This is a genomic window from Pseudohalocynthiibacter sp. F2068 (assembly GCF_023015645.1).
GTDB lineage: Bacteria > Pseudomonadota > Alphaproteobacteria > Rhodobacterales > Rhodobacteraceae > Pseudohalocynthiibacter > Pseudohalocynthiibacter aestuariivivens.
Window position 1 is genome coordinate 1 of record NZ_JALKAK010000017.1, and the last position, 23,432, is coordinate 23,432.

The window sequence follows — 23,432 nt, forward strand, 5'->3', positions numbered from 1 at the left end:
CCTGCGCCTCCATCACCGCAGCCGAAACAATGTTCTCAGACGCGATCAGCTCTATCTCATCGCGCTGACGGCCAAGCTCCGACGTGATCGACGCATAAAGCTCAGGATCACGGGAACTCAATGATTCAGTGAAAAAACCAGGGTTAGACATACAGACATCTCCTTGAGACGGGTCAAAAACTGGCTGCGTTGTAACTGAGTTGTTAACTAATCTGAACCACATAAAGCGACTGAAAGGGCGGTAGGGGCGTCATATTTCGTCATGGATGCGGTCTTGTGTTTCCAATCGGAGCGGGTGAAGACTGTAGAAAACAAAGGGCGCCGAAAATGACGGGTCATCTTAAAATCGCTTTTGCGGCGAACGATTCAGAGATTGCGCAGGATAGTTGTGCTCGGTTGTGTGAGCGCTACGGCAATAATTCTCCTGAAACAGCAGATGTGATTGTGGCCTTGGGGGGTGATGGTTTCATGCTGTCTACCTTGCATGAAACCCAACATCTGACAGTTCCCGTTTATGGAATGAACCGGGGAACTGTCGGATTTCTGATGAATGAATACCACGAAGATGACTTGCCTGAACGTCTGGAGACTGCGGAAGAAGAGGTCATCAACCCTTTAAGTATGCACGCAGAGTGCCGTAACGGTGATGTTCATGAGGCGTTGGCGATCAACGAAGTATCCCTGCTTCGGGCTGGTCCGCAGGCGGCCAAATTGCGCATTACGGTCGATGGTAAACTTCGCATGCCGGAACTTGTCTGTGATGGGGCGCTTTTATGTACACCGGCTGGATCAACCGCCTACAACTATTCGGCGCACGGCCCAATTCTGCCGATCGGCGCAGATGTGCTTGCGCTGACGGCAATGGCGGCTTTTCGACCACGGCGCTGGCGTGGCGCATTGCTGCCAAAAACCGCGAGGGTTAAGATTGAGGTATTGGAAGCCGCGAAACGCCCGGTCATGGCAGATGCTGACAGCCGCTCGGTCAGAGATGTTGTGATTGTTGATATTAAAAGCGAATCCAGTATCGAACACCGAATTTTGTTTGATCCCGGTCACGGGCTGGAGGAGCGTTTGATCCGTGAGCAGTTCGTCTGAGAGGTCTAGGTTTTAATTTTCTCCCAGGTTGCGATTTTCCGATAGAGCGTTGACGGCGAAACATCGAGCACCCGCGCGGCCTTTGGAATACTCCCCCCGTGCTGCTCAAGGGTTTCCTTGATTACGAGGTATTCTATTTCGCTCAGGGATTTTCCGATCAGGCCGTCCAGCATCACCGGTGGATTGCCAGGTTGTTCAGGCGCAGCCTTTGTAGGGTTCATAAGTTCTAGTTCATGGTGAATATCAACAGGCAGCATAGATCGGGTTACGATTTTTGCATCATTCAGAACGACGACATTCCGAACAACGTTCAGAAGCTGGCGTACATTTCCCGGCCAAACCATACGCCGGAACAACATTTTAACTTCCTCGGAAAAGGTCTCAAACGCGCGGTTTTCCTCTTTGGAGAACCTGTGCAATGCGTCATTTGCAATTTCGATCACGTCTTCGGCTCGTTCCCGCAACGGCGGAAGGTGAATTGGGACGACGTGCAAACGGTAATAGAGATCTTTACGAAACTCGCCTCGTTGAACCTGTTCCAGCGGGTCACGGTTCGTGGCGCAGACGATGCGAACATTGACTTTACGTGCCCTGACAGAACCAACCGGGTTAATCATTGAAGTTTGCAGAAACCTGAGCAGCTTTGTTTGAAGATTGAGGTCCATCTCGCAGATTTCGTCAAGGAACAATGTTCCACCATCGGCTGCAGCAGCAGCCCCCGGTTTATCTGCGATTGCACCCGTGAAAGACCCACGCAAATGGCCGAAGACTTCGGATTCCAGGAGATCAGAAGGAATAGCGCCACAATTTAGCGGAATAAACGGCCCTGAGGCGCGATCTGACAGGCTGTGAATGGCTTGGGCGCAGATTTCTTTACCGGTACCACTTTCACCCGAGATGAAAACTGTTGCCATCGAACCAGCGACTGTGCGGGTGTTGGAATAGACCTTCTTCATCGCCTCAGAAGTGCCGATAAAGCCATTGATCGGATCCAGATTTTTGGATGGAGCCGTTTCGGTTTTTTTCCGCGCCGCCTCGGCAAGGGCATTTTCAATTGCGTAAAGGAAACGCTGTTCGTTGAACGGTTTAAGAAGAAACTCATATGCACCTGCGCGCATTGCTTCAACAGCACGATTTATCGAACCATTGGCGGTTATGACAATAAATCTGGTTGTCGGGTTCGCAGCAAGGCAATCTTTCATCAGCTCGAGACCGTCACGGTCTGGCAGCAATAAATCAAGAAGAACCACGTTTGGCTTAAGTTTCAAGAAATTATCAAGTCCGCCCGCTGCGGTTTCTTCTGTCTGAACTTCGTAACCTGCGTTGCGCAGGACAGATTCATAGACCATCTGCAGGGACGGCGTGTCTTCGATAAGCAAAAGTGGTTTTTCCACTTTATGAACCCTTTTCTTTCGACATTTCCGAGGCGATCCGATCGATTAAGTGGTTCAAATTTCGTTCCGCTTCCTGACCCAATGCCAGAACAGCTGATTCATCTTGCAAATGTGCAGCCGAATTCAGGGCCTCGGCTTGTCTTTGCAAACGATCAGCGCCGACTGCGCCGGCTAAGGAAATTAAGACATGTGTCTGTCCACGTAGGTTTGGTAAATCCAGTTCCGGGACTGCATTGGAAAGCGCGTCACTGATGTTGCTGAGATCGCTGTGTAGCCTGTTAAGCAATTCCTTTGCACCCTCTGGACCAGAGATTTCCAATAGATGATTCAGGCGTGTCTCGTCCAGCGTTGGCCGTGCGACAGCTTGTTCGTCGATTGGAATGCTACCTTCTGCCAATCGTAACAGAGATGCAATGGATTGGCCGAATGTTTCGATGCTCAAAATTGGTTTCGCAAGTATGCGATTGGCACCTGCGTCATAGATTGCATCCCTGTTTGCGCGAAGCACAAACGCGGTGACAGCGAGTATCGGCAAATCTCGAAGTTCGGTCATCTGACTGCGAACGTGGCGCATTACATCAATGCCAGAGAGTCGCGGCATATCAATGTCAATCAGAGCAATGTCAAAACTTTCCCGCTCTAACCAGTTCAGAGCCTCAATTCCGTCAATTGCGATCTCGTATTCTGCACCCATTGTTTGCAACATCTGGGCAATGATCAGCTGATTGGTTTCGTTGTCTTCAGCGACCAGGACTCTAACGTTTGACAAGTCCGGCAGGGGGTATTCTCCCTGGACAGCCGTCGCATAGTGCCAGGCTTTGGCAGGCAGTTCCAGCGTCACAATCGCGCCATTCGATCCGTTTGAAACCTGAATGGTCCCACCCATACGGTCGGCTATGTCTTTGGCTATGTGAAGACCCAAGCCAGTGCCGGGTTTCTCTGTATTATAGGGGCGACCGTGCAGATTATAGAGCTTTGAAAGCGCTTCGTCAGAAAAGCCGGGCCCGTCGTCGTGCAACGAAAACCTTAGAATGTTCCCATCGGCCAATGACGTTTCCATTCGCACAACACCCTTGTCGGTGTACTTAAACGCATTGCTAAGAAGATTTGACAAAATACGTTCCAGACCCAACCTGTCAGTTGAAATCACTGCAGGAACGTCGGGATCAATACTCAGTGTAAATTCCAGACCCTTTGCTTTCGCACGCCCAGACCAGCGAAGCTCTACATCATTTAACAACCGATGCAGGTGCAGGTTTGCGAAAACCGATTCTGTCCCTGACAGTCCGTCGGTAACCAAGTTCAGGGCATCTTCGACTAATCGCGCCAGAATTTCACCAGAAGTTCGTATCCGTTCAAGCTGAAGACGGGTTTCTGGGTCGATCTTTGAGTGATCAACCAAGCGAAGCCCACCTATTACGTCAAACACTGCCGATCTGATGTCATGCGTAAGCAGGTTCAGCCGGGTCGCGCCGTCAGGGTCGGCGGCACCAAAAAAGGATTTGGCTTTTTGGCTATTGTCCGTCAACAAACCACTGCTTTCAAAATGAAGGTGGTGAACGACGGATCGATGTTTCCCTTTAGCAACATGAACACACTGATAAATCAGAACACAAGAGCATCCAACTAGTCTATAAGTCACCTTTAAATCAAGCCCGCGCGTTTAAACCCAGGCAATTGCGCGAAAAGTTACTTACTTTTTGAATAGCCCACAGTAACAAGAGCATCGCGAATCTCGTCCAAAATTACCGGGTCATCGATAGTTGCAGGCATTTTGAATTCTTCACCGTCAGCAATCTTGACCATCGTTGCGCGCAGGATTTTACCTGATCGCGTTTTGGGCAAACGATCCACGACAACAGCCAGTTTGAAGGCAGCGACTGGCCCTATCTTTTCGCGTACCAGTTTGACGCATTCAGAGACAACTTCGGCCTGATCACGTCCGGAACCGGTGTTCAGACATAAAAAACCCATGGGCAATTGCCCTTTGAGTTGGTCTGTAACTCCAATCACAGCGCATTCACCAACGTCGGGATGGCTGGCAAGGACTTCTTCCATTCCACCTGTCGATAGCCGATGTCCCGCAACGTTAATGACGTCGTCCGTACGCGCCATGATGTAAAGGTAGCCGTCTTCGTCTTTGTACCCAGCATCTCCTGTTTCATAGTACCCGGGGAAGGTGGTCAGATAAGATGAATGATACCGTGCCTCTGCGTTCCACAAAGTTGGCAAGGTTCCGGGTGGCAAGGGAAGCTTTACTGCAATGGCACCCATTTCGCCCACAGGCATTTCATTGCCACCTTCATCAAGTATCTGGACATCATAACCAGGCATTGCGACCGAAGGAGAGCCAAGTTTGATTGGCAATTCCTCGATTCCCACAGGGTTAGCCGCAATTGCCCAGCCTGTTTCTGTCTGCCACCAATGGTCGACCACGGGAACGCCAAGTTTTTCTTGTGCCCAGACAATCGTATCGGGGTCTGCGCGTTCGCCAGCCAGGAACAATGTCCTGAGCCCAGAGAGGTCGTATTTGTCGAGAAAATCGCCTGATGGGTCTTCACGCTTGATTGCTCGAAAGGCTGTTGGTGCTGTGAACAGCACCTTAACATCGTGATCCTGAATAACGCGCCAGAAAGTGCCCGCGTCAGGTGTGCCAACGGGTTTGCCTTCAAAAACGATTGTTGTGTTGCCATGAATTAAGGGCCCATAGCAAATATAGCTGTGTCCAACGACCCAACCCACATCAGAGGCTGCCCAGAACACTTCACCCGGTTCCATTCCATAGATGTTGCTCATAGTCCAGTTAAGGGCGACGAGCTGACCTGCAGTGTGGCGGATCACGCCTTTGGGCTGGCCAGTGGTACCAGAGGTATACAGAATGTAGGAAGGATGGTTGCCAGCGACAGGAACGCATTCCGCAGGATCAACGTCGTATTGGAAGGCGTGCCAGTCGAAGTCAAACCCTTCGTTAAGCTTTGCAACTTCCTGCTCGCGTTGGAAAATCACACAGAACTCGGGTTTGTGCTTTGCTTCAGCAACGGCCCCCTCCAGCAAGGGTTTATAATGCACCACGCGCCCAGGTTCGATCCCGCAAGAGGCGGCAATTATGGCTTTTGGTTTGCAATCATCAATGCGCACTGCAAGCTCGTTCGCTGCAAAACCGCCAAATACAACAGAGTGCACTGCGCCAAGCCGCGCACATGCCAGCATAGCCTCAAGTGCTTCAGGAACCATCGGCATGTAGATGATGACCCGGTCACCTTTTTCGACACCCTTGGCGCGTAGCGCACCGGCCAGAGACGCAACTCTGTCACGTAGTTCAAGGTAAGAGATTTCATGCTTGGTATGCGTAACAGGGCTATCGTAGATGATTGCGGTCCGGTCCCCATTTCCTGCTTCTACATGACGATCCACAGCATTCCAGCAGGTGTTTACTTCAGCGTCTGCAAACCATTCGTAGATCGGAGCTTTGTCATCAAACAACGCTTTGGAGGGAGGCTTCACCCAATCAATGTTTTGGGCGGCGTCCATCCAGAACCCTTCGGGGTCAGATTTCCATCCTTCGTAAACACTTCTGTAGGTCATTTTCTCTCCTCCGTATACGACTGCATGCCGTGCTTGTGTGTTACGCGCACCCACTTGCCTGCAACAAGCCCGACTCCTGCGCCGCATTGACGCCGCTAGCGCTAAAGTCAAACCCAGCTAAGTAACAATATTGCTAAAAAACGTGCGCGCAATCCATGAAATTACGCAGAGACCTTGTTATCCGTAATGAGCGACAGGTGTTCCGGCAATTGCTGACATATTCAGCAGCCCTCGGGCTGTGATCGAAGGGGTTACAATATGGGCGCGATTCCCCATTCCCATAAGTATGGGGCCGACTTCCAGCCCGCCGCCTTTCATCTTCAGGATGTTGCGTGTTGCACTTGCGGCATCGGTATTCGCGAATATAAGCGCGTTAGCGGCACCCGATAGTCGGGAGTTTGGGAAAATCCTATTGCGAAGAGTCTCATCAAGGGCTGCGTCCGTATGCATTTCGCCTTCATAAGAAAAATCCAACTTCTGCGCATCCAATATCTTTAACGCCTCGCGCATTAAGTTGCCGGAAGTAGAGTCTAAATTGCCGAATTGAGAGTTGGAGCAAAGTGCCACTTTGGGTGCCAGTCCGAACCGTCGCACATGGCGTGCTGTTGCAATTATATTTTCGGCAATTTGCTTGGCTGTTGGTTCCGAATGAATATGTGTGTCCGCGATGAACAAGGGCCCATCCTCAAGCACCATCAGGGACAGCGCGCCGACCGGGTGCAGGTTTGTGTTCCCCAGCAATTGCTGGACGTAATTCAGGTGCCACAGGTATTGACCGAAAGTACCACAAATCATGCTGTCCGCTTCTTCGCGGTGAACCATAACGGCACCAATTGCGGTTGTGTTCGTGCGCAAGATTGCCTTGGCCAGGTCGGGTGTCACACCCTTCCTTTGCATTACTTCATGATAGGTATTCCAGTAATCCCGATAGCGCGGGTCACGTTCCGGGTTTACCAGATCAAAATCGCGGCCCGGACGGATTGACAGGCCCGCACGTTTGCAGCGGCGCTCGATAACATCTGGTCGCCCGATAAGGATCGGCTTGTCTGTCGTTTCTTCCAGCATCGCATTTGCTGCGCGTAGCACACGTTCGTCTTCACCTTCGGTAAAGACAATTTTGCGCATCGCGGTCGCTGCGGCCTCAAATACTGGCCGCATAATAAGTGCCGACCGGAAGACAGAGCCATCAAGTTTGGTTTTGTAAGCCTTCAGATCTTCCACAGGTCTTGTGGCAATGTCGGTTTCCATTGCAGCCTTTGCAACAGCGCTCGCAACCACACCCATCAATCTCGGATCAAAAGGTTTCGGGATCAGATAGTCCGCCCCGAAGGTCATTTGTTCGCCTTTGTAAGCTGCAGCGGCTTCTGCAGAAGTTGTGGCGCGGGCAAGAGCCGCAATTCCGTCAACGCAGGCGATTTGCATGTCGTCGTTGATTTCTGTTGCACCTACGTCGAGCGCGCCGCGGAATATGAACGGGAAGCACAGAACATTGTTAACCTGATTTGGATAGTCAGAACGCCCGGTTGCGATGATTGCATCCGGCGCAACTTTGCGCACGTCATCTGGCATAATTTCCGGCGTTGGGTTGGCAAGGGCAAAGACGATGGGGCGCTTGGCCATTTTAGCAACCATTTCGGGTTTTAGAACACCCGGACCGGAAAGGCCCAGAAAGAGATCTGCCCCTTCTATCGCCTCGGCCAATGTACGCAGCTCGGTTTTTTGAGCGTAGCACTCTTTTTGTGGTGTCATTTCTTCGGTCCGGCCTTCGTAAACCAGCCCTGCAATGTCGACCAGCCAGACGCTTTCCCGCTTTACCCCAAGTTTTAGCAGCATATTGAGACACGCGATCCCGGCGGCACCACCACCTGTGGAAACGATTTTAATATCTTCAAACTTTTTACCGGTAACCCTCAATGCATTTGTTGCAGCTGCCCCAACCACAATTGCTGTTCCGTGCTGATCATCATGGAAAACCGGTATGTTCATCCGTTCGCGGCAAATTTTTTCGACAATAAAACAATCCGGGGCTTTGATATCTTCTAGGTTTATTGCCCCAAAGGTTGGCTCCATTGCACAGACGATATCTGCCATTTTGTATGGATCTGGCTCGTTCAGCTCGATATCGAAGCAGTCGATATTTGCGAATTTTTTGAAGAGAACGGCCTTACCTTCCATGACTGGCTTTGACGCGAGACCACCAATGTTTCCAAGCCCCAAAACGGCCGTCCCGTTTGTAACGACGGCAACCAGATTTCCACGTGCCGTATAACGGCTTGCTGTTGTCGGGTCAGCTTTGATCTCCAGACAGGCTTCTGCAACGCCCGGTGAATAGGCGAGTGCTAGGTCGCGGCCGTTCGCCATTGGTTTCGTTGCTCTTACTTCCAGTTTTCCTGGTTTGGGAAATTCGTGATAGTTCAGTGCCGCCTGTTTGGTGTTGTCAATTCGCGAGTCTGGCATAGAAATTCTCTCCCCAAAAAAGATAGTTTAATATTAAACTAATCTGCAAGCGACTGCTAGTCCTCTGTTGTCCTAGCGCCTATTCGTGCATCTTGCAAATTTTCAAAGCAATGCGCATTCTGCCGCAAGCGTCAGGAGCATGCGTCGGAAGGAACCAGGATGGCAAAAATACGCGCAGAAATCAGATTGCCGACGCAAGAGCTGCGCGAGGATATCCCGTTTTTTACGAAAACGCTGAAAATGCGAATGGATATGATCTATCCTGCTGACAATCCGCAGGTCGCAGTTTTCTCTGGCCATGGTCTCAGGCTGCGGATTGAGAAAGATGCGCCAGAATCTCCCGGAACATTGCGAATACTGACTGACGATCCAAATGGTTTTGCTGAAGGAACGCGCCTATTGACTGCGCCAAACGGCACACGCGTGGAAATAGACGAACTCAATCCACCTCTTGTGATGCCAGAAACCGATCACGCCTTTGTTGTACGTCGGTTGGCCGATCAGGCGCCCTGGATCATTGGCCGTGCCGGGATGCAGTATCGTGATCTCATTCCATCGCGACTGGGTGGGTCGATCATTGCCAGTCATATCCGTATTCCCGATGGTGGCCCCGTTCCGGATATGGTCCATTTTCACAAGGTCGGCTTTCAGTTGATCTTCTGCATACGCGGATGGGTGGATGTGGTTTACGAAGATCAGGGGCCTCCTATTCGGTTGCGGGCCGGAGACTGCTTTATCCAACCTCCGGAAATCCGGCATCGGGTGCTTTATGCCAGCGACAATATCGAAGTTGTTGAAATAGGTGTCCCAGCCGAGCATGTGACCGAAATTGACCATGAGATGAAGCTTCCAACAATGCATTTGCGGCCAATGCGTGAATGGGATGGTCAGCGGTTCGTGTACAACGAAGCTGACAAAGCAGTTTGGGCACCATTCCGTCTGCCGGGCTTTGAAAGCCGCGACACGACGATTGCCGAAAACACAAAAAACGTTGCCGGTGTGCATGTCATAAGGCGTTCTGAAGGAGCGCCAGTCTGGGCGACACATGATTGCGATATACATTTCAGCTTTGTGATGTCTGGTACAATGACCCTGGAAGGCGAAGGAAAAGAGCCGTTCGACCTTTCAGCAGGGGACGCTTTTGTAATTCCTCCAGGAATGAAAACACGTTATTCCAACCCGTCACCGGATATTGAACTCATGGAAGTTTCGTTGCCCGGCGTATTTACAACTACGATGTGACGGGTTGCATCCGGCTGCGTCCGCAGGCAGATTTGACCAGACGTTAAAGGAGGCCAAAATGAATTTGCTAGACGCCGCAAACGCGGTGCGTGAAAACGCCTACGCGCCTTATTCAAAATTTAAGGTCGGGGCTGCTCTCAGAACCGGAAATGGCAATGTTTTTGTTGGCTGCAACGTTGAAAACGTCGCATCCCCAGAAGGCACCTGTGCGGAAGCGGGTGCAATTGCGGCAATGGTAGCCGCTGGCGAAGGGGTAATAAAGGAAATTACGGTTGTTGCCGATAGCCCATTACCAGTACCGCCCTGTGGTGGATGTCGTCAAAAAATCATGGAATTTGCCAGTCCAGAGGTTCCCGTAACCATGGCGACGGTCAGTGGTGAAACCCTGACCCTGAAAGTTTCAGTTCTGCTGCCGGGCAGTTTTGGCGCTGAACACGTGGTTCGCAGTTGATACATGGATGCACGCAGCATCATTACCGCATTGCGTTTTGGCCAACCCCTTTCGCGACCAGAAATCGAATGGTTTGCCAAAGGGCTTGCCTCGGGTGCTGTGACTGACGCCCAGGCTGGTGCATTCGCTATGGCTGTATGTCTGAACGGGTTGGGGGAACAGGGTCGTGTCGTGCTGACAGAAGCGATGCGCGACAGTGGCGATATTTTGAAATGGGACTTGCCCGGAACAGTGCTCGATAAGCATTCGACCGGCGGGGTTGGTGATAGCGTATCTTTAATGCTCGCTCCGGCGCTGGCAGCCTGCGGGGCCTATGTCCCGATGATTTCGGGGCGCGGATTGGGGCATACTGGCGGCACGCTTGATAAGTTAGAGGCGATACCGGGTTTAGCAACAGAAGTTGATGAACCAAGCCTGCGTAGGATGTTGGATGAATTCGGTTGCGCCATCGTTAGTGCGACGGGTCAGATTGCCCCTGCTGACAAGCGTCTTTATGCGGTCCGCGACGTCACGGCGACAGTCGAAAGCATTGATCTGATCACAGCTTCGATTTTGTCGAAAAAGCTGGCTGCGGGGCTGGAAGGATTGGTGCTTGATGTGAAATGCGGCTCTGGTGCCTTTATGAAATCAATGGAAGAGGCGCAGACGCTTTCCAAAGCGCTGGTTAGTACGGCAAACGGGGCGGGGTGCGCTGCGACTGCGCTGATCACCGACATGAACCAGCCGCTTGCAAGCACCGCTGGAAATGCGCTTGAGGTGTCTGAATGTATGACAGTGTTTGAGGGAATGCTGGAAAGCCCGCTTGCCGAACTGACTTGCATTCTTGGCGGAGCGCTGCTCGCATTGGGCGGGCTTGCCCCAAACGAACGCGTGGGACGCGAGATGATCCAAGGGTCAATCGCCAATGGGCAAGCAGGCGAACGCTTTGGTAAAATGGTTGCGTTTCTTGGTGGGCCAAGGGATTTCCTTGAAAACTGGCGCGCCTGTCTTCCTACCGCTCCCGTGGCCGTCGATGTTTTTGCTGAATTCTCTGGAATTGTTCAGGCGATTGACACACAGATAGTTGGCATGGCCGTTGTTCATTTAGGTGGCGGAAGGCTTAGAGGTGGTGACCGGATCGAGCCGGCAGTCGGTCTGTCTAACATCATAAGGCTGGGTGCATCCGTAGATTCAGAAACCCCGCTCGCACGTGTTCATGCGCTAAGCAAAGAAGATGCGCAGCGGGCCGCGAGTATAATTCGTGATGCGGTCGTCCTGGGAGATGCGCCGGTTCAGCCACCACCACTCATTTACGAAAGGATCGTTCAATGAGCCGGGCTTTCCTGGTTGTCCTGGATTCTGTGGGTTGCGGCGGCGCGCCGGACGCTACGGCCTTTGGCGATGAGGGGGCCAACACACTCGCACATATTGCTCAGGCTTGTGCCGCGGGGCAGGCGGAAGAGGGCCGCAGCGGGCCGCTGCACCTGCCAAACCTAGATGCGCTTGGGCTTGGGGCAGCCATCCGGCTTGCCTCGGGCGAGGAAACGCCGGGTTTGCAGGCAGAGCCAACAGGCCTTTGGGGCGCCGCAACTGAAGTGTCGAAAGGCAAAGATACGCCTTCCGGGCACTGGGAAATCGCGGGCGTTCCGGTGCCATGGGACTGGCACTACTTCCCCAGAACAGATCCGGTCTTTCCTGAAGAGTTACTGCTCGATATATGCGTTGCTGCGGGCGTTGGTGGCACCTTGGGCAACCGGCATGACGCGGGTACCGCGATCATCGCGGAACAGGGGGCTCGCCATATGAAAACGGGTTGGCCGATTTGTTATACATCTGCCGACAGCGTCTTGCAGATTGCAGCGCATGAGGAAATTTTTGGTTTGGAGCGATTGCTGAAGCTTTGTCAGGATATCGCCCCGCAGTTACATGCCATGAAAGTCGGCCGGGTGATTGCACGCCCGTTTATCGGGTCGCCTGACACTGGATTTACCCGCACGACAAATCGGCGCGACTTTGCGATACCCCCACCATCTCCAACGCTATGCAACTGGGTGCAAGACGCAGGGGGGCATGTGTATGCGATTGGAAAGATTGGTGATATTTTCTCCATGCAAGGCATTGATGAGGTGCGTAAAGGCAGTGACGAGGTGCTGATGAAACACCTGTTTGACCTGCTCGACGATGCCGAGGGCGGCAGCCTGACCTTTGCGAACTTTGTGGAGTTTGACAGCAAGTATGGCCACAGGCGGGATGTGTCTGGCTATGCACGTGCGCTCGAAGGGTTCGATGCACGGGTGCCGACAATAATCAGCAAGCTGCGGCCCGATGATTTGCTGTTGTTTACAGCGGATCACGGAAATGACCCGACCTGGCGGGGCACTGATCACACACGCGAGAGGGTGCCGGTGCTTGGTTATGGCGTTGGGTCAAAAGCAATTGGCCTTTGTGGTTTTTCCGACATTGGTGTCAGTGTAGCCACGCATCTGGGAGTTCAGGCCAAGGGACCAGGCCGGAGCTTTTTATGAGCGATTCTGCGTATGGTAATTTTCCGAAGGTCGAACTTCATCTTCATCTTGAGGGGGCCGCCCCACCAGCGTTTATCCGCGGGCTGGCAAAAGAAAAGAATATTGATATTCATCGAATATTTGACGATGCGGGCAACTACGCGTTTGGCAATTTCACGCAGTTTTTGCAGGTGTATGAAGCTGCCGTCGAAACGTTGAAAACGCCGGAAGACTATCACCGGCTCACACTTGCCATGCTAGAGCAAAGCGCAGTACAGGGTGTGATTTACACCGAGACTTTTCTGTCACCTGATTTCTGTGGGGGCGGAGAGGTGGCCGCCTGGCGCGAATTCCTTCAGGCAATCAAAGAGGCGGCTGACATAGCCGAAACCCGCGACGGTATTATCATGCGCGGTATCGTGACAGCTGTGCGCCATCTCGGCCCCCCAAAGCGAAAGCCGCTGCATTATGTGCAGCGGAAACCGTTGGGGATTGGCTTGTCGGTTTTGGAATTGGCGGCGACGAGCGTATTGGAAGACTAAAGGATTTTTCATGGTCTTTTGATCTGGCTCGTGAGGCAAAACTCCACCTTACTGCTCACGCGGGAGAATGGGGTGGCCCCGAGTCGGTTAGGGACGCGCTCAGCCTTGGCGTTGAACGCATCGGTCACGGAGTGCGTGCAATAGAGGATTTGGCACTTGTCGATCATCTGGCGGAGAATGAAATTGTTCTTGAGGTTTGCCCGGGCTCAAACATCGCGCTTGGGCTTTATCCCGACTGGCAACATCACCCGATAGAACGATTGATGGAGCGTGGGGTTAAGGTTACAGTTTCAACAGATGACCCGCCATTTTTCCATACAACGATGAGCTATGAATTTGAACGTCTTGCCGATAGTTACGGTTGGGACGACGACGTTTTGAGAACCTTGAACGAAACTGCGACAGGCGTTGCCTTTTGCGATGAACCAACACGCGCGCGCCTGATGAAAAAACTGGAGCAATACCAATGACCAAACACCTGACAATCGTGAAACATCCACTGGTACAACACAAACTGACCTTGATGCGACAGGTTGATACACCGACAGCCGTGTTCCGCCAGTTGCTACGTGAGATCAGCCAGTTGCTCGCCTACGAAATTACGAGCGAACTGGATATGACTACAAAACATATAAACACTCCGCTTCAGGAAATGGATGCCCCGGTCCTTGCCGGCAAGAAGCTCGCGCTCATCTCTATCTTGCGTGCGGGGAATGGTCTGTTGGATGGTGTGCTGGAGCTTATACCTTCTGCGCGTGTCGGTTTTGTTGGGCTTTATCGGGATGAGAAAACACTTTTACCGATACAATATTACTTCAAAGTTCCTACAGAGCTTGAAGACAGGATAGTTATTACTGTTGACCCGATGTTGGCCACGGGAAATTCGTCGGTTGCGGCAATTGATCTGCTGAAAAAGGCTGGTGCGAACAACATCCGTTTCATGTGTTTGTTGGCTGCCCCCGAAGGTGTCCAGCGTATGAAAGAAGCACATCCGGACGTGCCGATCGTCACAGCAGCAGTAGATGAAAAGTTGAATGACCATGGATATATTGTACCCGGACTAGGGGATGCGGGTGACCGCATGTATGGTACTAAATAAGCGAACAATCCCTTTACTAATTATGCATTGTGCGGCATCCTTCCACAATATCTTGTGGGGCACACATGCAGGCATATTTTGTTCTCTTTGTAGCGGTCGTTTTTTCGACCTTTTTTGGCGTAAGTGCTGAAGCACAGTCTTTACGTGATTCAAATGGGCCGGCGGAGTACCCGCCTGCCAGCTACCAAGGTCGGCAGTATGTAGATAGCAAAGGTTGTGTTTTCGTGCGCGCCGGGGTTGGGGACGGCGTTAACTGGGTGCCGCGTGTAACGCGTGGCAGACAAGTTATTTGCGGCCAAACCCCAACATTGGCGCGGCGTACGCCTGCCGCGCAAGCGACCACCCCTGCAAGATCAGTAGAGACAAGAGCGCAGACGACAACATCCACACCTGTTGCTACGGCGACACCGACCAGACGCGTACAGGCTGTGCGACAACGCCAAGTTGTTCAGGTCGTTCCGGTTCGGGAAGCAACGCCAACATCGGTCCAAGCCAACGCGGCGGTAAATCAGGTGCCTCGGAGTATCAGTATTCCTCGAGGGTATCAGGCGGTTTGGGAAGATGACCGTCTGAACCCACTCAGAGGGGTTGGAACAGAGTTGGGGCAAGCGCAGATGGAGCGGGTTTGGACAAACACTGTTCCGCGAAGGCTTGTTAACCCGACATCGACAACCGGGCAAACTGTCGTTACACGCAGAGCTTCGAACATCGTGACAGCAGATGCATCGGTTTTGCATGCGTCGACCCGCAGAGTGCAAACACAACCCGCGTCGACAACAACGCAAAGCACCGAGGGGCGGGCATATCGATACGTACAAGTTGGCCGTTTTGTGACCGCACAAGATGCTCAGAGCGCTGCCTCACGTTTGCAAAGTTCAGGGTTGCCCGCGCGGATTGGCAGAACGCAGCGCGATGGCCAGACGTTACGCGTGGTTCTTGCAGGACCTTTTCAGGAAAGATCTGCCTTAAACGCAGCATTGCAGCGCGCGCAATCAATTGGTTTCAAAAACGCGTTTCCAAGACGTTAGGTTTCTGAATTTCTGCTTAGTTCACGTTCGGCGACAGTCCTATTCTTCGCAGATGTTCTGCAAACTTATCCAGTCTCCATCGCTCAGGACTGGTCGCGATGTGTTGCTGCGAAATGGGTCTGCTTCAATCAGCCCAATCGTGGTTTCCCCCGATACATCAACTGCATAAGCATATGGTGATGATCGAAGTTCGGCCGCTTCAAACAATGCAAGCAAGGCTTCATCCGGCAACTTCGATTTCGGGATCGTCAAAAATGTTTCCGCGTAGTTTGCCAGAGTTTCATTTGGAATGCTTCCGGTCGTTAACAAGCGAAAGCTTGTTATAGGGCCTGTCGCTTTCAGCAGCCGTTCCAAAGGATCTTCCAATTGGCTGCGAAGCGCTTCTGCCAGTATGTAGCCCGCAACAACCTCAGGATCTTCGTGATCCTCCACGAGCGCACGGTTCATCAGGATGTAGCCACCGGGCAGATGTTCTGACACTGAAACGCCAGACCGGACGACGACAAGCTTCCGACCTTCTGGCAACAGGCGCGCACGCAGTCTGTTTAGCGCTTGATCGCCAAGTTCAGAGCTACAGGTGTCCCCAGTCAGTCGGCGAATATTCGTCCGAAGGCGTTGGCCAATTTCGGCACGTTTTACGTCAGGCACAACAGCTGCCGCTTGACGTACCAAAGCACCGGGTAACCATAAAAACGCCAATGCCGACACGGTCGCAATGCTGACACCCAACGCGATCAGTCGCAGCCGGCCCGGGTGCGGCGTGTTTCGTGACAACGCGCGGCGAATTTTTTCGATCGCCTGGATCATTGTTTCGTCGTCCAGTTCCAGAATTTCAATAGCTTCTGGATCCGGAGAGAACATTGCAGGCCGTTTTCCGGGATTTAGCCGTGAAACGGCGGGCAGCGACCAATGTGCAAGCGCTGTTTCATTCTGGTCCGACAGCACCAATGTTGCATCCCCGAAAGAGACGACGACCTCGCGTTTTTGGTGCTCTGGCGATGCGCGCCAAAGCCCAGTGCTTTCCAATCGATCATATTTCGATAGCGCCGTCATGATGCCGGACGGGCCCTGCCTGTTGCTGCTTGATTACTAGGAAACAGACTACTCCAGAGTGCGCGGTTTCACAATGATCAGAGCGATTTAGCAGAGTTCCTGAGTTCAAATTTCTGAATCTTCCCAGTAGAAGTTTTGGGCAATTCTTTGAAAATCACTTTCTTCGGGGTTTTAAACCCTGCGAGCCGTTCCCGGGCGAATGCGATAATCTCTGCCTCATCTGCATCTGTGCCTTCTTTCAATTCGATAAAGGCGCAGGGGACTTCCCCCCATTTCTCGTCGGGTTTCGCGACAACTGCACAAAGCAGAACTGCGGGGTGGTGCATCAATGCGCCTTCAACTTCGACGGACGAAATGTTTTCACCCCCAGAAATAATAATATCCTTGGCGCGATCAGCAATTTGTAAAAAACCGTCCGGGTGTTGAACCGCAATATCACCGGACCGGAAATACCCGCCGGTAAAGGAGTCTTCTGTAGCTTCGGGATTTTTCAGGTAACCCTTCATAACTGAATTGCCGCGAACAGCGATTTCTCCCTGTGTTTTGCCGTCCATCGGTACTTGTCCAGTTTCCGGGTCAAGCACGGTGATATCTTCCATCATCGGCATCGCGACACCCTGGCGTGCCTTGATTGCTGCTTGTTCTGCCTGATCAAGATTATCCCAGGAATCATGGTTCCAAAGGCATTCTGTTATGTGGCCATAGGTTTCTGTCAGCCCGTAGACATGCACAACGCTAAAGCCGAGTTGTTCTATTTTTGAAAGCGTGGCGGCGGCCGGAGGAGCACCTGCTGTAAAGACATTCACAAGGTGATCAAAGCTGCGCCGTTCATCGTTTTTAGCATTGACCAACATATTCAGTACGATTGGGGCACCGCCGAAATGCGTGACCCCTTCATCAGCTATAGCGTCATAAATTGCCTTGGCTGATACGTCGCGGCAACAGACCAAAGTGCCGCCCACCAATGGCATCATCCAGGTGTGGTTCCAGCCATTGCAATGAAACAGGGGTACAATGGTTAAGTATCTGGGATAAAGTACCATTTTCCAACTGATCACGGTACCCATTGTCATAAGGTAAGCACCACGATGATGGTAGACGACACCTTTAGGTCGCCCTGTAGTGCCAGACGTATAATTCAGTGCAAGGCTTTCCCATTCATCCTCTGGCATGATCCATTCAAAGTCCGGGTCCCCGGAAGCAAGAAGATCTTCGTACTCTGTGTAGGTGCCCGAAGCAGGTAAGCCCGCTTGCTCATCTGCGATTTCGATGATTGTAGGAGCCGGGCCTTCCATTGCTTCGCATGCCGAGACGGCGAGCGACAAGAACTGAGGATCCACCAGCACAACCCGTGCGCCGCCATGATCGAAAATGTAGGAAACCGTATCAACCTCAAGTCGGGTGTTGATCGTGTTAAGAATGGCCCCACAAGCAGGTACGCCAAAATGAGCTTCGGCCTGTGCAGGTAAATTCGGGATCAGTGTGGCAACCACATCACCGGGCTTTACACCCAGCTTTTGCAGAGCAGAGGCGAGCCGTGTCGCGCGCTCATAATATTCGCGATAGCTAAAGCGGCGGTTACCGTAGACGACAGCCTCGCGGTCAGAGAAGACTTTCGCAGCGCGCCTGAGATGTGACAACGGTGTCAGCGGCACATAGTTTGCCGCACACTTACCCAGCCCACTTTCGTCTTGCATCCAACCCATGGTCTCCCCCCTCAAGTTAGCTTTCGCCTTAGTAATGCGCTCGTTCCAGCAATTTGCAATGGGTAACAACGCGAATCTTTAAATGTCAGACAATTGAGGTTCTGCCAATAGTTTTCTTGCTGCTGTTTGAAAATGCGTTGCCGGGGCAATCTGACCTCGTTAGCTGTTTCTATACGATATCTTTTAAGGGTGAGTATGGAACAGCAACAGACATTGAAAGCGGCAGGTGCAGTTCTGGTCGCTATGGCTGTTCTCGGCATTATCGACAATTATGTAACCGTCATCGCGGAAGATGCAGGGTTGTGGCAGTTCCATGCCCTCCGCACGTCGATGGCGCTACCCGCCTTGTGGATATTGGCAATGTTTCAAAGGCAATCACTCTGCCCCGAACGAATAGGCCCGGTTGCTGTCCGCAGTTTTCTGACGGGAACCGGGCTATTGATTTATTTTGGGTGTCTTGGGTTTTTGTCGGTCAGTCAGGCGGCAGCAGGCGTCTTTACGGCGCCGATTTTTGTTCTGGTTTTTTCGGTTCTGTTTCTGAAAATGCGTATTGGTTTTTGGCATATAGTTGCGATGGCCATCGGCTTTTCCGGTGTTCTTTTGGTTTTGCGCCCTGATCTGACGACAGGGTCTTTCACGACACTTATACCGGTTGCTGCGGGTGCTCTATACGCACTGGGTATGATGGTCACGCGGCAGAAATGCGCACAGGAAAACACATTAACACTGTTGGCGGGCTTCTTCCTTGTTCTAGGCATTTGGGGCGTTTTGGGGCTTGTCGCTGTTTCGTTTTTCCCGGTTGCCGACGCGCCGGAAACTGCGGCATTTGTCACACGAGGCTGGGATGAAATAACACCCAGATTTCTGTTCTGGACCTTTGTGCAGGCTATCGGGTCAATTTTTGCCGTTGGGCTAATCACTTGGGGGTATCAGAAAGGCGAGACATCTTATGTTGCGATATTTGAGTATTCGCTGCTCATTTTCGCAGCAATATGGGGCTGGCTGCTTTGGGGGCAAACTCTTGATACATTGGGTCTTGTTGGAATTGCGATGATCATTATCTCGGGTGCCGTGATTGCGCTGCGCGCGCGCTAGCTTTTGTTCTTTTATTTCGCTAGCACTCATTCATGATTATTTCGCGCGGTAGACGCTATATATTTATCCATATCCCCAAGACCGGTGGCACCTCTATGGCGCTGGCACTTGAGACGCGCGCGATGAAAGATGACATCATGCTGGGGGATACGCCAAAGGCGGTAAAGCGGCGTCATCGGGTAAAAGGGGTGCCTACTTCAGGGCGACTTTGGAAACACTCTCGGCTGGCAGGCATCTACGGGCTGGTAACGCAGGAAGATGTTGAAAATTTCTATATCTTTACGATGGTGCGTAACCCCTGGGACAGATTGGTCAGCTATTATCGCTGGCTAAGGGTTCAGACTTTCAAGCACCCGGCGGTTACACTGGCAAAAGTCCATAATTTTTCGAATTTCTTAAACCACGCCGAAACGAAATCCAGCATCAGGCGCGAGCCTTACGGCTCCTACGTACGGGACGCGAATGGGGTAGAACGATGTGCGTTGTTCGTGCGGTTGGAGCACCTTGAGCAGGACTTGAATCCCTTGGAAAGCCACCTTGGCTTTGCGATGCGCCCTTTTCCCCAAACCAACGCATCTAAAAGGGAACAAGACTATCGAACAGTATACTCTGACCAAGACGCAGAGTTGGTTCAAACTCTTTGCAGTGAAGATATCAGGCGGTTTGGATACGCGTTTTGAAAGGGCCGAAGAAACCTCCGGCCCTATTCATTCTCAGGCTGCTTTTTGATTTGCGCCAAAACGCTCATAAAAGCTTTCATTCTTTGCAGCCATGTCGTGCAAAAGTTTGGGAGCCGTGAACCTTTCGCCGTGAGAGGCTGTGAGTGACTCGCAAATCTCTACCGCGCGGGGTGCTCCGATCATGTCGAGCCAGCTGAATGGCCCGCCGGACCACGGGGCAAACCCCCAACCTAGGATCGCGCCAACGTCACCTTCACGAATGTCCATCAGAACGCCTTCTTCCAGCGCCCGAACAGCCTCAAGCACCTGTGCGAACAGCAGGCGGTGCTGGACTTCTGTCAGGTCTGGCTGCGTGTCTGACAGCGAATATTTTTCACCAAGACCTTCCCACAGACCGGTGCGTTTGCCCTTGTCGTCATAGGCAAAAAAGCCTGCATTAGCCTTGCGCCCCAACCGGCCCGCGTCCGCCATCCAGAAAAGCACTTCGTCTACGGTGTCATTTGGATAATCTGCACCCATCGCTGCTTTGGTTGCTTTAGCAATTTTCACGCCCAGATCGATCGATGTTTCGTCGGTAAGCTGAAGCGGTCCAAGCGGCATCCCAACCATTTTGGCCGCATTTTCAATCAATGCCGGTGCAACGCCTTCCGTCACCAGACGAATACCTTCGTTGATGTAAGGAATGATGCAGCGGTTGGCGTAGAAGAACCGCGCATCGTTGACCACGATGGGGGTCTTGCGAATTTGCCGAACAAAGTCGAGCGCCTTGGCAACTGCGCGGTCGCCTGTTGCTTTGCCTTTGATGATTTCCACCAGCAACATCTTGTCGACGGGGCTGAAGAAATGGATGCCGATAAATTGTTCAGGGCGTTTTGACGCTTTGGCCAGATCTGTGATCGGCAATGTTGATGTGTTCGTGGCAAAAATTGTGTCTTCTCCAACGATTTCCTCAATCTTTTTAGTAACTTCTGCTTTAACGCCGATATCCTCGAACACTGCCTCGACGATCAGATCACAGCCCTTTAGGGCGCTATAATCGGTTGTCGCGTTGATCAGCGAAAGGACGACTTCTTTCTTTTCTTCGGTTGCCTTTTTACGGGCAATACCCTTGTCCATATAGGCAGTCGTGTAGGCTTTACCTTTGTCCGCTGCCTCTTGTTTAGCGTCAATCAGAACAACTTTGATCCCGGCAAGTGCCGAGACAAGCGCGATGCCTGCGCCCATCATACCCGCGCCAATCACGCCGACTTTGCTGACTTTTTCGTCAGCAACAGCAGGGCGGTTCGCGCCCTTTTCAAGCGCCTCTTTGTTGATGAAAAGGCTTCGGATCATCGCGCTTGAACTTGGGTTCATAAGCACATTTGTGAACCAGCGGGCCTCAATCTTGAGCGCTGTATCAAATGGCACCATCGACCCTTCGTATACCGCAGAAAGCAGGGATTTTGCCGCAGGGTAAACACCCATCGTTTTACCGTGTACCATGGCCGATGCACCAACAAAGGTCATGAAACCAGCAGGGTGATAGGGCGCGCCACCGGGCATTTTGTATCCCTTCGCGTCCCAGGGTTTCACGATGTCCGCATCTTTGGCGTTCAGAACCCATTCCTTCGCCCGTTCAAGCAATTGGTCGGCAGGGACGACCTCGTCCACAACGCCAGCAGCCTTGGCTTTCATCGGGTCATTCAGCTTACCTTCAAGCAAAAGAGGCGAGGCCCCCATCGCGCCAAGTTTGCGTGTAAGACGCATCGTGCCACCAGCACCCGGGAAAATACCAACCATAATCTCGGGCAGGCCGATCTTTGCTTTCTGATTGTCCGCCGCAATAATTCGGTGACAGGCCAGTGGAATTTCAAGACCAATACCAAGCGCTGTGCCGGGCAGGGCAGCGACAATTGGTTTGCCACCTTTCAGGGTTTTGGGGTCCATGCCGGCGCGTTCGATCTTACGCAGGATTGCGTGCATTCCCATTACACCTTCAAACAGGCCCTTCGCTGGGTTGTCACCTTCGCTCTCTTTCATCTTGGCGATGATGTTGAGGTCCATTCCACCTGCAAAGCTGCCTTCTTTACCAGATGTGATGATCACGCCTTTAACAGCATCATCAGCCAAAGCCGTATCAATATGCACTTCAAGGTCTAGAAAACCCTGCTGGTTCATCACGTTCATGGATTTGCCAACCGTGTCCCACGTAATGGTGGCAACACCGTCTGCGTCAACGGAATAAGTAAAATCGGTCATCTTTTCGTCTCCCTTAGTGGGGTCGTCATTCTTGTTTGCGCGAAATCGCGCGTGAAAATGCGAAACGTTTGCTACACGCGCTCGATGATTGTGGCTGCACCCATGCCGGACGCGATACAAAGGGTCGCAAGGCCGATTTCTTTGTCAGACCGCTCCATTTCATCCAGCAAAGTGCCGATGATAATTGCGCCTGTCGCACCGAGTGGATGGCCCATGGCGATGGCGCCGCCGTTTACGTTGACCTTGCTTTGATCCACATCGAACGCCTGCATAAAGCGCAGTACGACAGAGGCGAAAGCCTCGTTCACCTCAAACAGGTCAATGTCAGAGATCGCCATCCCATGATCGCGCAAAATCTTTTCTGTCACCGGCACCGGGCCGGTCAGCATGATGGTTGGGTCAGTCCCGATCTTTGCCGTCGCGCGAATGCGGGCGCGGGGTTTCAGGCCGTGCGCTTCGCCAAACTCCTTGCTGCCGATCAGAACAGCGGCCGAGCCATCGACGATACCAGACGAATTACCAGCGTGGTGAATATGTTTGATCTTTTCTAGATGGGGGTACTTCAGCAGCGCGACTTTATCAAAACCGGGCATCACCTCGCCCATTGCCTGAAAGGCTGGGTTAAGGGCACCGAGCGTCTGCATGTCTGTACCGGGACGCATGTATTCATCGTGATCCAGAATCTTGAGGCCATTCTGGTCCTTGATGGTGACAATAGACTTGTCAAATCGATGATCTTTCCATGCCACGTCAGCGCGATTTTGGGATTGAACTGCAAGGGCGTCAGCGTCATCGCGCGAAAACCCGTATTCGGTCGCGATAATATCGGCTGATATGCCCTGAGGCACAAAGTAGGTCTTCATCGCGAGCGATGGGTCGACAGCAATAGCTGCACCGTCACTGCCCATTGGCACCCGGCCCATCATTTCGACCCCACCCGCGACATAGGCTTGGCCTGCGCCACCTTTGATCTGGTTTGCGGCCAAGTTCACAGCTTCCATACCTGATGCGCAGAAGCGGTTGATCGCAAGGCCTGGAACCTGTTCGTCAAAGTCTGACGCCAGAACCGCAGAACGCGCCAAACAGCCGCCCTGTTCGCCCACTTGGGTAACATTGCCCCAGATCACGTCTTCGATAGACGTTGTATCAAGGTTATTGCGGTCCTTGATTGCGTTCAGAATTTGGGCAGAGAGGCTTACAGAAGTTACCTCGTGCAGGCTGCCATCTTTGCGGCCCTTGCCGCGAGGGGAACGCACAGCGTCATAGATGTAGGCTTCAGACATA

General features: G+C 52.3%; 17 protein-coding genes and 2 pseudogenes. 10 read left to right on the top strand and 9 right to left on the bottom strand.

Going from position 1 to position 23,432, the window contains the following annotated elements; all coding sequences use genetic code 11:
- Positions 1 to 151 (bottom strand): annotated as a pseudogene (glyA, locus tag MWU63_RS16765) (serine hydroxymethyltransferase); the annotation flags it as partial.
- Positions 152 to 327: 176 nt separating this feature from the next.
- Between glyA and MWU63_RS16770 the strand changes: the two are divergent.
- Positions 328 to 1,095, top strand: a complete 768-nt coding sequence (locus MWU63_RS16770) for an NAD kinase (RefSeq protein WP_213888809.1) — start codon at positions 328 to 330, stop codon at positions 1,093 to 1,095.
- Between the two features lie 5 nt (positions 1,096 to 1,100).
- Here the strand turns inward: MWU63_RS16770 and MWU63_RS16775 are convergent, their stop codons facing one another.
- The 4 genes from MWU63_RS16775 to MWU63_RS16790 form a co-directional block, all read right to left on the bottom strand.
- Positions 1,101 to 2,489 (bottom strand): sigma-54 dependent transcriptional regulator, encoded by a 1,389-nt coding sequence (locus MWU63_RS16775; protein ID WP_247078937.1) that lies wholly within the window; start codon positions 2,487 to 2,489, stop codon positions 1,101 to 1,103.
- Position 2,490: 1 nt separating this feature from the next.
- A complete protein-coding gene (locus MWU63_RS16780; RefSeq protein WP_213888808.1) occupies positions 2,491 to 4,017 on the bottom strand; it encodes an ATP-binding protein in 1,527 nt (508 codons plus the stop codon).
- 161 nt (positions 4,018 to 4,178) lie between these two features.
- On the bottom strand, positions 4,179 to 6,074 hold the full coding sequence (gene prpE, locus MWU63_RS16785) for a propionate-CoA ligase PrpE (RefSeq protein WP_247078939.1): 1,896 nt from the start codon (positions 6,072 to 6,074) through the stop codon (positions 4,179 to 4,181).
- A 177-nt stretch (positions 6,075 to 6,251) separates the two neighbouring features.
- On the bottom strand, positions 6,252 to 8,531 hold the full coding sequence (locus MWU63_RS16790; RefSeq protein ID WP_213888806.1) for an NADP-dependent malic enzyme: 2,280 nt from the start codon (positions 8,529 to 8,531) through the stop codon (positions 6,252 to 6,254).
- Between the two features lie 159 nt (positions 8,532 to 8,690).
- On the opposite strand from MWU63_RS16790, the gene MWU63_RS16795 reads away from it, so the two are divergent.
- From MWU63_RS16795 to MWU63_RS16825, 7 genes and pseudogenes are all read left to right on the top strand, one after another.
- The gene (locus tag MWU63_RS16795) at positions 8,691 to 9,773 is read left to right on the top strand and encodes a cupin domain-containing protein (protein WP_213888805.1); all 1,083 of its coding nucleotides are present in this window, start codon (positions 8,691 to 8,693) and stop codon (positions 9,771 to 9,773) included.
- Between the two features lie 58 nt (positions 9,774 to 9,831).
- Positions 9,832 to 10,224 (top strand): cytidine deaminase, encoded by a 393-nt coding sequence (locus MWU63_RS16800; protein ID WP_213888804.1) that lies wholly within the window; start codon positions 9,832 to 9,834, stop codon positions 10,222 to 10,224.
- A 3-nt stretch (positions 10,225 to 10,227) separates the two neighbouring features.
- Complete coding sequence (locus MWU63_RS16805; RefSeq protein WP_213888803.1) at positions 10,228 to 11,535, top strand: thymidine phosphorylase; 1,308 nt, start codon at positions 10,228 to 10,230, stop codon at positions 11,533 to 11,535.
- Positions 11,532 to 12,728: a phosphopentomutase gene (locus tag MWU63_RS16810; protein WP_247078942.1), complete on the top strand. Its 1,197-nt coding sequence runs from the start codon at positions 11,532 to 11,534 to the stop codon at positions 12,726 to 12,728. Before MWU63_RS16805 ends, MWU63_RS16810 begins: the two co-directional genes overlap by 4 nt.
- Positions 12,725 to 13,719, top strand: a pseudogene (locus MWU63_RS16815) (adenosine deaminase). Before MWU63_RS16810 ends, MWU63_RS16815 begins: the two are co-directional and overlap by 4 nt.
- On the top strand, positions 13,716 to 14,348 hold the full coding sequence (upp, locus tag MWU63_RS16820; protein ID WP_213888800.1) for a uracil phosphoribosyltransferase: 633 nt from the start codon (positions 13,716 to 13,718) through the stop codon (positions 14,346 to 14,348). Before MWU63_RS16815 ends, upp begins: the two are co-directional and overlap by 4 nt.
- Before the next feature lie 65 nt (positions 14,349 to 14,413).
- A complete protein-coding gene (locus MWU63_RS16825; RefSeq protein WP_213888799.1) occupies positions 14,414 to 15,376 on the top strand; it encodes an SPOR domain-containing protein in 963 nt (320 codons plus the stop codon).
- 39 nt (positions 15,377 to 15,415) lie between these two features.
- Here MWU63_RS16825 and MWU63_RS16830 read toward each other — a convergent pair whose 3' ends face one another.
- Complete coding sequence (locus tag MWU63_RS16830) at positions 15,416 to 16,429, bottom strand: hypothetical protein (protein ID WP_213888798.1); 1,014 nt, start codon at positions 16,427 to 16,429, stop codon at positions 15,416 to 15,418.
- 77 nt (positions 16,430 to 16,506) lie between these two features.
- Positions 16,507 to 18,135 (bottom strand): long-chain-fatty-acid--CoA ligase, encoded by a 1,629-nt coding sequence (locus MWU63_RS16835; RefSeq protein ID WP_213888797.1) that lies wholly within the window; start codon positions 18,133 to 18,135, stop codon positions 16,507 to 16,509.
- A 195-nt stretch (positions 18,136 to 18,330) separates the two neighbouring features.
- Between MWU63_RS16835 and MWU63_RS16840 the strand changes: the two genes are divergently transcribed.
- Positions 18,331 to 19,230 (top strand): DMT family transporter, encoded by a 900-nt coding sequence (locus MWU63_RS16840; RefSeq protein WP_246531683.1) that lies wholly within the window; start codon positions 18,331 to 18,333, stop codon positions 19,228 to 19,230.
- A gap of 32 nt (positions 19,231 to 19,262) precedes the next feature.
- A complete protein-coding gene (locus tag MWU63_RS16845; RefSeq protein WP_213888795.1) occupies positions 19,263 to 19,910 on the top strand; it encodes a sulfotransferase family 2 domain-containing protein in 648 nt (215 codons plus the stop codon).
- Positions 19,911 to 19,943: 33 nt separating this feature from the next.
- Here the strand turns inward: MWU63_RS16845 and MWU63_RS16850 are convergent, their stop codons facing one another.
- Together MWU63_RS16850 and MWU63_RS16855 are read right to left on the bottom strand one after the other, a co-directional pair.
- Positions 19,944 to 22,148, bottom strand: a complete 2,205-nt coding sequence (locus MWU63_RS16850; protein ID WP_213888794.1) for a 3-hydroxyacyl-CoA dehydrogenase NAD-binding domain-containing protein — start codon at positions 22,146 to 22,148, stop codon at positions 19,944 to 19,946.
- A 71-nt stretch (positions 22,149 to 22,219) separates the two neighbouring features.
- On the bottom strand, positions 22,220 to 23,431 hold the full coding sequence (locus MWU63_RS16855; RefSeq protein WP_213888793.1) for an acetyl-CoA C-acetyltransferase: 1,212 nt from the start codon (positions 23,429 to 23,431) through the stop codon (positions 22,220 to 22,222).
- Position 23,432 lies beyond the last annotated feature (1 nt).

Excerpts from the sequence above, each read along its gene's own strand:
- upp (WP_213888800.1), top strand. The coding sequence starts at position 13,716 with ATGACCAAACACCTGACAATCGTGAAACATCCACTGGTACAACACAAA.
- MWU63_RS16855 (WP_213888793.1), bottom strand. The coding sequence starts at position 23,431 with ATGTCTGAAGCCTACATCTATGACGCTGTGCGTTCCCCTCGCGGCAAG.
- MWU63_RS16825 (WP_213888799.1), top strand. The coding sequence starts at position 14,414 with ATGCAGGCATATTTTGTTCTCTTTGTAGCGGTCGTTTTTTCGACCTTT.
- MWU63_RS16800 (WP_213888804.1), top strand. The coding sequence starts at position 9,832 with ATGAATTTGCTAGACGCCGCAAACGCGGTGCGTGAAAACGCCTACGCG.
- MWU63_RS16850 (WP_213888794.1), bottom strand. The coding sequence starts at position 22,148 with ATGACCGATTTTACTTATTCCGTTGACGCAGACGGTGTTGCCACCATT.
- MWU63_RS16790 (WP_213888806.1), bottom strand. The coding sequence starts at position 8,531 with ATGCCAGACTCGCGAATTGACAACACCAAACAGGCGGCACTGAACTAT.
- MWU63_RS16805 (WP_213888803.1), top strand. The coding sequence starts at position 10,228 with ATGGATGCACGCAGCATCATTACCGCATTGCGTTTTGGCCAACCCCTT.
- MWU63_RS16795 (WP_213888805.1), top strand. The coding sequence starts at position 8,691 with ATGGCAAAAATACGCGCAGAAATCAGATTGCCGACGCAAGAGCTGCGC.
- prpE (WP_247078939.1), bottom strand. The coding sequence starts at position 6,074 with ATGACCTACAGAAGTGTTTACGAAGGATGGAAATCTGACCCCGAAGGG.
- MWU63_RS16810 (WP_247078942.1), top strand. The coding sequence starts at position 11,532 with ATGAGCCGGGCTTTCCTGGTTGTCCTGGATTCTGTGGGTTGCGGCGGC.
- MWU63_RS16835 (WP_213888797.1), bottom strand. The coding sequence starts at position 18,135 with ATGGGTTGGATGCAAGACGAAAGTGGGCTGGGTAAGTGTGCGGCAAAC.
- MWU63_RS16840 (WP_246531683.1), top strand. The coding sequence starts at position 18,331 with ATGGAACAGCAACAGACATTGAAAGCGGCAGGTGCAGTTCTGGTCGCT.
- MWU63_RS16830 (WP_213888798.1), bottom strand. The coding sequence starts at position 16,429 with ATGACGGCGCTATCGAAATATGATCGATTGGAAAGCACTGGGCTTTGG.
- MWU63_RS16770 (WP_213888809.1), top strand. The coding sequence starts at position 328 with ATGACGGGTCATCTTAAAATCGCTTTTGCGGCGAACGATTCAGAGATT.
- MWU63_RS16845 (WP_213888795.1), top strand. The coding sequence starts at position 19,263 with ATGATTATTTCGCGCGGTAGACGCTATATATTTATCCATATCCCCAAG.